The sequence below is a fragment of the Inquilinus sp. genome, assembly GCF_057815775.1.
On sequence record NZ_JBYRFX010000481.1, the window covers coordinates 1 to 10387 of the forward strand.

Genomic DNA, 10387 nt, shown 5'->3' on the forward strand with positions numbered 1-10387 from the left:
GCCGGCGGCGCCGCGCTGGGCGCCCTGGGCGCGGCAGCGCCGGCCGCCGCCCAGTCGCAGCAGCAGCCGCCCGGCCGCGACGCCGGTGAGGCGCAGCAGTCGCAGCCCTTCCTCGGCGTGCACCAGGCCGGCATCGTCACCCCCGCCCCTGCCGCCGGGCTGATCGCCGCCTTCGATATCCTGGCCACCACCAGGCCGGAGCTGGAGCGGCTGTTCCGCACCCTGACCGAGCGCATCGCCTTCCTGATGGGCGGCGGCACCCCGCCGGAGCTGGACCCGAAATTCCCGCCCGCCGATTCCGGCGTGCTGGGCCCGGTGATCGTGCCTGATAATCTGACCGTCACCGTCGCGGTCGGCGCGTCGCTGTTCGACCAGCGCTTCGGCCTGGCCAAGGCCAAGCCGCTGGAGCTGGTCACCATGACCAGCTTCACCAACGATTCCCTGGACCCCGAGACCTGCCACGGCGACCTGCTGCTGCAGTTCTGCGCCAACACGCCTGAGGCGAACATCCACGCCCTGCGCGCGGTTGTGAAGGCGACGCCGGACCTGCTGGGCCTGCGCTGGAAGCTGGACGGGTTCCTGCCGGCCTCGACCGCCAATGCCGGCAAAAAGAAGGAAACGGCGCGCAACCTGCTGGGCTTCAAGGACGGCACCGCCAACCCCGACCCGACCGATGCGGTGGCGATGGATGAGCTGGTCTGGATCCGCCCGGGCACGCCGGAACCGGCTTGGACCGTCGGCGGCGCCTACCAGGTGGTGCGCATCATCCGCAATTTCGTCGAGCGCTGGGACCGCACGCCGCTGCAGGAGCAGCAGACGATCATCGGCCGCGACAAGGCCTCCGGCGCCGCGCTGGGGCTGACGGAAGAGCACGAGGTGCCGGATTATTCGGGCGATCCCGAGGGCAAGGTGATGCCGCTGGACGCCCATATCCGGCTGGCCAACCCGCGCAACCCGACCGCCGCGAAGAACAACCTGATCCTACGCCGGCCGTTCAACTATTCGCGCGGGGTCACGAAATCGGGGCAGCTGGACATGGGCCTCCTGTTCATCTGCTTCCAGTCCAGCCTGAAGGCCGGCTTCATCGCCGTGCAGGACCGGCTGAACGGAGAACCGCTGGAGGAATACATCAAGCCGACCGGCGGCGGCTATTTCTTCACTTTGCCGGGGGTTCCGGACAAGGACGGGTATCTGGGCCAGGCCCTGCTGGCATCGGCGTAAGCCGAGCCGGCACCCCAGCTTCCGGAGGCAAGCATCATCATCATCGGAGACTGCACATGAAACGCATTCTGACTCTCGGCATCAGCACCGCCGCCCTGCTCGCCGCCGCCGGCGCCATGGCCGCCCCGCCGTCGCCGCTGGACCTGGTCGAGCCGATCGCCCAGTACAAGATCTACGTCACCGGCGAGGTCGACCAGCTGGTCGCCCACACCCGCGAATTCACCGCGGCGGTGAAGGCCGGCGACCTGAAGAAGGCCCAGGCCCTGTACGCGCCGAGCCGCGTCTTCTACGAGCGGATCGAGCCGATCGCCGAGCTGTTCAGCGACCTGGACGGCAGCATCGATTCCCGCGCCGACGATCATGACAAGAAGGAGCAGGATCCCGGCTTCACCGGCTTCCACCGCATCGAATACGGCCTGTTCGACCAGAAGTCGACCGACGGGCTGGGCCCGATCGCCGACAAGCTGCTGGCCGACGTGACCGACCTGCAGGGCCGGATCAAGGCGCTGACCACCCCGCCGGACAAGGTCGTTGGTGGCGCCGCCGCGCTGATCGAAGAGGTCGCGGCGACCAAGATCTCGGGCGAGGAAGACCGCTACAGCCACACCGACCTGTACGACTTCCAGGCCAATGTCGATGGCGCCAAGAAGATCGTCGACCTGCTGCGCCCGATTCTGGAGAAGAGCGATAAGGCCCTGCTGACCAAGGTCGACGCCAACTTCAAGACGGTCGACACCATCCTGGCGAAGTACAAGACCAAGGATGGCGGCTTCGAGACCTACGACAAGGTCACCGATGCCGACCGCAACGCGCTGAAGGGCCCGGTCACCACCCTGGCCGAAGACCTGTCGCAGCTGCGCGGCACGCTCGGCCTGAGCTGAGGTTACTGCATCCTGTCATTGCCGGCCCCGGCCGGCAATGACAGGGCCTGCCGACGTCTGCTTCGCCTCGACGACCGCCGGGGTGACGCCGTTTCGCGACACTATGCGCGCATCTTAATTCCACAGTTTTTAATCGATTTTTGATCCCGAATTGACGTTCTCGCAGCGCCATTTAAGCTGCGTCCCTGCCGCACCCGAGACAATCCAACCGGCGGACATCAGGTAGAAGGGGCGCCCGGCCAGAAGGGTGCCCGACCCTCGATACCGTCCGGTCCCGAACAGAGAAGGCAGAAGCGTCATGACCCGTCCCCCCTTCAAGCGCATCCTGGCCGCAGCCATGCTCGGCGCCGGCCTGCTGGCCGCGACCGGCGCCATGGCCGCCGACGCGGTCCGCGTCGGGTCGAAGATCGACACCGAGGGCCGCCTGCTGGGCAGCATCATCCTCCAGGTGCTGGATGCCAACGGCATCGCCACCGAGAACAAGCTGCAGCTGGGCACCACCAAGATCGTGCGCAGCGCCCTCCTGGCCGGCGAGATCGACGTCTATCCCGAATACACCGGCAACGGTGCCTTCTTCTTCAACGTCGACACCGATCCGGCCTGGAAGAACGCCGCCTCCGGCTACGACAAGGTCAAGCAGCTGGACGAGGCGCAGAACAAGATCATCTGGCTGACCCCGGCGCCGGCGAACAACACCTGGGCACTGGCCGTGCGGCAGGAAGTGGCCGACAGCAACAAGCTGAAGACGCTCGAGGATTTCTCGAAATGGGTGAATGGCGGCGGTGAGGTCAAGCTGGCCGCCTCGGCCGAGTTCGTCGAGAGCCCGGCGGCCCTGCCCTCGTTCCAGTCGACCTACGGCTTCAAGCTGAAGCAGGACCAGATCATCACCCTGGCCGGCGGCGACACCGCGGCGACAATCCGTGCGGCGGCGGAGCAGACCTCCGGCGTCAACACCGCCATGGTCTACGGAACCGACGGCGCCATCTCCTCGGTCGGGCTGGTCGTGATGGACGACAGCAAGGGCGCCCAGATCGTCTATGAGCCGGCGGCGACCATCCGCGCCGACGTCCTGGCCAAGAACCCGAAGATCAAGGACGCGCTGGCCCCGGTCTTCGCCTCGCTCGACCTCAAGACCCTGCAGGAGCTGAACGGCAAGATCGCCGTCGACGGCGAGGACCCGCAGCAGGTCGCGGCCGAGTACCTGAAGTCCAAGGGCTTCGTGAAGTAAGCAGCCGAATGCCTGTCGCCATCGGCCCGGACTTGGCCTCTCCCGTCGCGAGACCGCGTAGGTTGGGTTCGCGGTTCGCGAACCCAACATCGGTCAGCCGGACCGGTGGCGTGGTGTTGGGTTCGCCGCGGCGAACCCAACCTACGGGACACATCCCCGCGAGCCCATCATGACCATTATCCGCAACCGGGTGCTGCTGGTGCTGGGCGCGGTCGCCCTGGCCGGGGTGCTGGCGCTGCCGATCCTGACCCATGCGCCCAACCGCCTGCTGTCCGGCCAGCCGATCATGGCGCTCGACCTGTCCGGCCCTTGGGGACCGGCGGTGATCGCCGTGGCCGCCCTGCTGCTGGCAGGCGCCTTCGCCGCGCCGTCGCGGCCGGTGCTGGCGGGACAGGCGCTGTTCGGCATCGGCCTGGCCGTGGTCCTGATCTGGCTGGCCGGCGACCAGGCCGCGGTGCTGGCCGCCGCCGGCCGCCCATCGGCCCGCACCTCGCTGGGCGCCGGGTTCTGGCTGCTGGCGCTGACCGCCCTGCTGGCCGCCGCGGATGCCGGCCGCTGCCTGAAGCTGCCGCCGGTGGCCCGGCTGGGCGGCGCGCTGCTGCTGGCGGTGCCGGTCGCGCTACTGATCGCCACGGGCGCGCTCGACCAGCTGTCGCTGATGAAGGAATACACGCAGCAGCACGGCGTGTTCGAGCCGCAGGTGCTGCGCCACCTGGTGCTGGTGGGATCGGCGCTGGTGCCGACGCTGCTGATCGGCGTGCCGCTGGGCATCACCGCCCATCGCTCCGCCGGTGCGCGCGGGCCGATCTTCTCGATCCTCGGCATCATCCAGACCGTGCCGTCGATCGCCCTGTTCGGCCTGCTGATCGCCCCCTTGTCGGCGCTGGCCGGCGCGGCGCCCTGGCTCGGCATCAGCGGTGTCGGCATGGCCCCGGCGGTGATCGCGCTGTGCCTCTATTCGCTGCTGCCGATCGCCCGCAACACCACCGCCGGGCTGGACCAGGTCGATGCCGGCGTGATCGACGCCGCCCGCGGCATCGGCATGACCCGGAACCAGATCTTCCGCAAGGTCGAGGTGCCGCTGGCCCTGCCGCTGTTCCTGTCGGGGCTGCGCATCACCCTGATCCAGTCGATCGGCCTGGCCGCGGTGGCGGCGCTGATCGGCGCCGGCGGCCTGGGCGCCATCATGTTCCAGGGGCTGTTCGCCAACGCCCTCGACCTCGTCCTGCTCGGCGCCCTGCCGATCATCCTGATGGCGGTGGTGGTCGACGGGCTGTTCCGCACCCTGGTCGCCGCATTGCAGGGCCCGTCTTCGCCCGGGAGAGCCGCATGATCGAATTCGACCATGTCAGCAAAGTGTTCGACGGCATCACCGCGGTCGACGACCTGACCCTGACCATCCCGCAGGGTGCCTTCTGCGCCCTGATCGGCTCCTCCGGTTCCGGCAAATCGACCAGCCTGCGGATGATCAACCGGCTGATCCCGCATTCCTCCGGCTCGATCCGGCTGGACGGCGCGGATGTGGAGAGCATCCCGGTCGAGGCGCTGCGCCGGCGCATGGGCTACGCCATCCAGTCGATCGGCCTGTTCCCGCATTGGACGGTGGCCCGCAACATCGCCGCGGTGCCGACCCTGCTGGGCTGGTCCCAGGCCAAGATCGACGAGCGGGTCCAGGCGCTGCTGGCACTGCTGAAGCTGGACCCGCGCTTCGTGAGCAAATACCCGCACCAGCTGTCCGGCGGGCAGCAGCAGCGGGTCGGCGTCGCCCGCGCCCTGGCGGCCGACCCCGAGGTGCTGCTGATGGACGAGCCCTTCGGCGCGCTGGACCCGATCACCCGCGACGCGCTGCAGGCCGAGATGGCGCGCATCCACCGCGAAACCGGCAAGACCATCGTCTTCGTCACCCATGACATGGACGAGGCGCTGCGGCTGGCAACCCAGATCGCCATCCTCGACCGCGGCCGGCTGATCCAGCTGGGCAGCCCGCGCGAGATCCTGACCGCCCCGGCCAACGACTTCGTGCGCGACTTCATCGGCCGCGACGATTTGGGCCTGAAGCTGCTGGCGATCGAGACCGCGGCGCACCGGGTGCGGCCCGGCGAGACGGTGGAGGGGGCGCCGATCCCGGGCGAGGCGTCGCTGCGCACGGCGCTGTCGATCCTGGTCGCCCGCAAGACCGACCGGGCGCCGGTGACGGCGGCGGACGGCAAGCCGCTGGGCGCCCTGTATCTCGACGACCTGGTGCGGGCATGAACACGGCCCTGGCCCCGGCCCGGCCCGGCTGGCGGCCCTGGCGCGACCCGCTGCTGTGGCTGGCGGTCGGTTTCGCCGCCCTGGTGTTCGGGTTGCCGCTGACCAAGCCGCTGTTTGCCGCCTGGTTCCCGCAGCTGGAACGGCCATTCTACGAGGCCGACAGCTTCGCGGCGCTGGTGCTGGCCCATGTCACCCTGGTGACGGCCTCGAGCGCGATCGCCGCCGTGATCGCCATCGCCGCCGGCATTTTCGTCACCCGGCCCGCCGGCGCCGAGTTCCGCGGCGTGGTCGAGACCATCACGACGATGGGCCAGACCTTTCCGCCGGTGGCGGTGCTGGCCATCGCGGTGCCGGTGCTGGGCTTCGGCGCCGGGCCGGCGCTGATCGCCCTGTCGCTGTACGGCCTGCTGCCGATCGTCGAAAACACCATCGCCGGGCTGGAACAGGTGCCCGTGGCGGCGCGCGACGCGGCGGAGGGCCTGGGCATGGGCCCGGCGCGGCGGCTGTGGTCGGTGGAATTGCCGCTGGCGGCGCCGGTGATCATGGCCGGCATCCGCACCTCGGTCACCATCAACATCGGCACCGCGGCGATCGCCTCGACCGTCGGCGCCCAGACCCTGGGCACGCCGATCATCGTCGGGCTGAACGGCAACAACCTGGCCTATGTCATCCAGGGCGCGCTGGTGGTCGGCACCCTGGCGGTGCTGGCCGACCTCGCCCTCGGCCGCCTGGCCGAGTCACTGCAGCGCTGGAAGCGGGCGTAGAGACCATTTGGAAACGCGCCGGCGCGGCCGACTGATGGCGGCTTCTGCGCTTCCGGTGCTCACGGACGACCATGTCCGCTGCGCGCCGGGTCTCGAAACCACCACCAGCCGGACTCACGCCACCACGTTTCCAAACGGCCTCTTAGAGCCGGAAGCCGCGGCTCAGGCCAGGGCCGGCGCCCGGCTGCGCTTTTCCATGGCGAAGGACAGCACGGCGACGCCGAGCCCGACCACGGCGATCGCGGCGCCGACATAGGGCAACTGGCCGTAGGGGGCGCCGAGCGCGATGGCGCCGCCGCCGAGCGAGGCGCCGGCGGCATTGCCCAGGTTGAAGGCGCCCTGGTTCAGGGTCGAGGCCAGGTTCGGCGCCTCATGCGCCTGGTCCACCACCCGGGTCTGCAGCGGCGCGCCAAGGCTGAACTGGACCACGCCCCACAGCACCATGGCGACCACCGCGGGCACCATCATCGGTGCGGCCAGGCCGAACACGGTACAGATCACCGCCAGCGCCGCGAAGCTGGCCATGACGGCCGGCATCAGCTTCCAGTCGGCCAGCCGGCCACCGAACAGGTTGCCCAGCGTGATGCCGACGCCGAACAGCAGCAGCGCCGTGGTGACGCCCTGCGGCGTGAGGCCGGAGACGGTCTCCAGGATCGGGGTGATGTAGGTGAAGATGCTGAACAGGCTGACCGAGGACAGCACGCTGAGCGCCATGGCCAGCAGCACCTGCGGCTTGCGCAGCACCGAGAATTCGCTGAGCAGGCTACCCGCCGGCGCCTCGCGGTCGCGCGGCAGCACCACGGCGAGGGCGATGGCGGCGGCGATGCCGATCGGCACGATGGCGCCGAAGGTGGCGCGCCAGCCGGCGGCGTGGCCCAGCCAGGTGCCGAACGGCACGCCCAGCACATTGGCCAAGGTGAGGCCGGAGAACATCAGCGCGATGGCGCGCGACCGCTGGTGCCGCGGCACCAGGTTGGATGCGACGACGGCGCCGATGCCGAAGAAGGCGCCGTGGCACAGCGCGGTCAGCACCCGCGCAGCCATCAGCGTCCAGTAGCCCGGCGCCAGGGCGCACATCAGGTTGCCCAGGATGAACACGCCCATCAGCCCCATCAGCGTCATCTTGCGCGGCAGCTTTGCCGTCAGGATGGCGACGATCGGCGCGCCGATGGTGACGCTGAGCGCATAGCCGGAGACCAGCATGCCCGCCGCCGGGATCGACACGCCGAGATCGCGCGCCACATCGGGCAGCAGGCCCATGATGACGAATTCGGTGGTGCCGATGCCGAACGCGGCGACGGCCAGGGCAAAGAGCGGCAGCGGCATAGGGGGAATCCGGGTGACGGGAATTCCCCGTAGGATGCGCGCTTACCGTCCCGAATTGTCATACGAATGCTGCAATGCAGCATTCGGGAAATGCGGGGCACGAGTTCCGATCCCCGCGCCCTGCGGCGGATGTTAGGAGATCCAAAAATCTCCTATATGCAGCTGGGACGCTGCGGTGATGCCCACCAGCTTAATTGTAATGTCCGCTGCACCATTGCCGTCGACATCGACAAAAACCTTACCGGCATCGAATCGAACCTCGGTGTTTCCAGTCGCCGTAAATGCACCTCCACCACGATAGGCAAAAGTGCCATGCAGCATTCCTCGCAAAAGAATTAGGTCACTACCGGGACTAAAATCGGTGATTGTGTCATTGCCGTCGGCCACGCTCAAAAAATCAAAATAGTCAGAGCTTCCTCCACCAGTTAGAATATCATTCCCGTGATCACCAGCCAGATAGTCCTGACCTGCGCCGCCTGCAAGAATATCATTACCATCTCCCCCACGGAGATCATTACCACTAAATCCGCCTAAAATTGTATCAGCTCCAGCTCCGCCCTGGACAACAAAGTTGAGGCTGCCGTCATTCAGCAAATTTGAAAGATTCAATGAATTTCCTTGCGCCGAAAGGAATATTTTGGCAATCCCAATATTTGATGCATATAAATCTGAAAAATCAATTGCCCCTGCATCTTCAATATATAGTTCATTTGCCTTTACTCCTTGAAAAGTACTTAACATACTAGATGAAATGTAAGTCTTATAAACCCAGCTATTCAAAAATTCTATTCCAGAAAAAGTATAAAATTCAAGATCTATTTTACTATTAGAATTCGAAGCGTTTATAATTAACGAATCTGATCCAGCCCCACCGCTGAATATCTCTCCCTCTTGCATTTCTGTATCGCGCGCAACCAAGTAATCGTTACCATCGCTGCCGCTCATTTTATCGAACCCAAGTCCGTCATAGAGCCAATCGTCACCCGCCCCGCCATCCACGATGTCGTCACCAGAGCCGCCATACACTTCATCGGAAGAACTGCCGCCGACGATATGGTCATTGCCGTCGTTGCCACGCAATACTTCAACCCGTCCTGGACTAAGGCCTTGCGTCACAACGATAAAATCGTTCCCCTTACCACCATCAACATTGCCAGATCGAAGAGTAAAACTATTCCCTGAGTCGGCTAGATAATACCCCCCCACATGCAACGACGAATTAGAGATATCGATGTTTCCATTATCTACAAAATGAATGCTAACCGCCCTGCCGGATTTAAATTCAGTAATTTGTGAGGTACTAATATATATATTTCCAGAAACGCTTTCCAAAATCTCAATATTTTTGAATTGTAGAGCCGATATGTTAATTGAATCGGCACTTCCTAAATTGGAAGGCAATTGAAATATATCGTCTCCCTCTCCGCCATCATAGTATTCATATTGAAAATTTTCGCCGTATTTGACATAAATAGTATCATCTCCTGCCCCGCCATAGAGATGATCGGCACCGTTTCCCCCATCCAGATAATCTTGACCATTACCAGCGATGATAATATCTGCACCATCCTTGCCGGAAAGAACATCATCCCCGGAGCTTCCTGTAATTATATTGTCGAGCTCATTACCTGTGCCCCAACCTCGAACGGTTAGAGTCAGATTCTCGACATTCGCACTAAGGGTGACCGTTGTATTAGCTATTACTGTATCAAGGCCGCCGCCTATGGCCTCCACCACCCGGTCCCCACCAGACTCAACGACATAGGTGTCGTTTCCAGCTCCACCGATCAGCACATCGTTTCCGAGGCCGCCAATCAGAGTGTTTGCCGCAGCATTGCCAGTGATGGTGTTGGCAAGCGAGTTACCGAAGCCATTGGTAGCCGCAGTTCCGGTTAATACCAAATTCTCAACATTTGCACCCAGCGAAAATGTTCCCGAGGACCGGACAGTGTCGATGCCCTCACTAGCTGCCTCCACAACCCGGTCACCTACCGAATCGACGTCATAGGTGTCATTTCCGGCTCCGCCAATCAGCAGGTCGTCGCCAAGGCCGCCGACGAGAATATTGGCCCCGGCATTACCGGTCATGGTGTTGTTGAGTAGATTGCCGAAGCCGTTGATATCGGCCACTCCGGTCAGTGCCAAATTTTCTACATTCGCGCCCAACAAGATCGTCATCGAGGACCGAACAGTGTCGATCCCCTGGCCTGCCGCCTCTATCACTAAGTCGCCAGTGTTGTCGGCCTCGTAGACGTCGTTACCGATACCGCCCTGCAGCCGATCCGCCCCAGCACCGCCAATTAGCACGTCGTCACCGCCGCCACCGATCAGCGTGTTGGCGCTGGCGTTGCCGGTGATGATGTTGTTCAACGAGTTGCCGAAGCCGTTGTTGGCAATTCCGGTCAGTTCGAGGTTCTCGACATTCGCTCCGAGCGAAAACGTCGCCGACGAGCGGATCGTGTCGATGCCGTCGCCCAGTGCCTCCGTCACCACGTCGCCGGCGCTGTCGACCTCGTAAAGATCGTTACCGAGACCGCCCTGCAGATGGTCGGCCCCAGCCCCGCCAATCAAATGGTCGTCGCCGGCGCCGCCTTGCAGCGTGTTCGCCCCGGCATTGCCGGTGATGGTGTTGTTCAGCGAGTGGCCGACGCCGCTGATCGCGGCCGCCCCGGTCAGCAGCAGGTTCTCGACTTGGGCGCCGAGCGAGAACTTCA

The 10387-nt window shown here is 64.7% G+C and carries 8 protein-coding genes; 6 read left to right on the top strand and 2 right to left on the bottom strand.

Features of this window, described 5'->3' with window-relative positions; all coding sequences use genetic code 11:
• The 6 genes from efeB to AC3XYG_RS17110 all read left to right on the top strand — a co-directional run.
• Positions 1-1221: iron uptake transporter deferrochelatase/peroxidase subunit (gene efeB, locus AC3XYG_RS17085; protein ID WP_489141051.1), on the top strand; the 1221-nt coding region annotated here is incomplete at its 5' end.
• A gap of 56 nt (positions 1222-1277) precedes the next feature.
• Complete coding sequence (gene efeO, locus AC3XYG_RS17090; RefSeq protein WP_489141052.1) at positions 1278-2102, top strand: iron uptake system protein EfeO; 825 nt, start codon at positions 1278-1280, stop codon at positions 2100-2102.
• 298 nt (positions 2103-2400) lie between these two features.
• Positions 2401-3330, top strand: a complete 930-nt coding sequence (gene osmF / locus AC3XYG_RS17095) for a glycine betaine ABC transporter substrate-binding protein OsmF (RefSeq protein ID WP_489141053.1) — start codon at positions 2401-2403, stop codon at positions 3328-3330.
• A gap of 169 nt (positions 3331-3499) precedes the next feature.
• The gene (locus AC3XYG_RS17100; RefSeq protein ID WP_489141054.1) at positions 3500-4663 is read left to right on the top strand and encodes an ABC transporter permease; all 1164 of its coding nucleotides are present in this window, start codon (positions 3500-3502) and stop codon (positions 4661-4663) included.
• Positions 4660-5583, top strand: a complete 924-nt coding sequence (locus tag AC3XYG_RS17105) for an ABC transporter ATP-binding protein (RefSeq protein WP_489141055.1) — start codon at positions 4660-4662, stop codon at positions 5581-5583. Before AC3XYG_RS17100 ends, AC3XYG_RS17105 begins: the two co-directional genes overlap by 4 nt.
• A complete protein-coding gene (locus AC3XYG_RS17110; RefSeq protein WP_489141056.1) occupies positions 5580-6347 on the top strand; it encodes an ABC transporter permease in 768 nt (255 codons plus the stop codon). The genes AC3XYG_RS17105 and AC3XYG_RS17110 overlap by 4 nt, the downstream gene beginning before the upstream one ends.
• A 162-nt stretch (positions 6348-6509) precedes the next feature.
• On the opposite strand, the gene AC3XYG_RS17115 is transcribed toward AC3XYG_RS17110, so the two are convergent.
• Positions 6510-7673, bottom strand: a complete 1164-nt coding sequence (locus AC3XYG_RS17115; protein ID WP_489141057.1) for an MFS transporter — start codon at positions 7671-7673, stop codon at positions 6510-6512.
• A 132-nt stretch (positions 7674-7805) separates the two neighbouring features.
• Positions 7806-10387, bottom strand: a 2582-nt coding sequence (locus AC3XYG_RS17120) for a beta strand repeat-containing protein (protein ID WP_489141058.1), incomplete at its 5' end; no start/stop codon positions are given.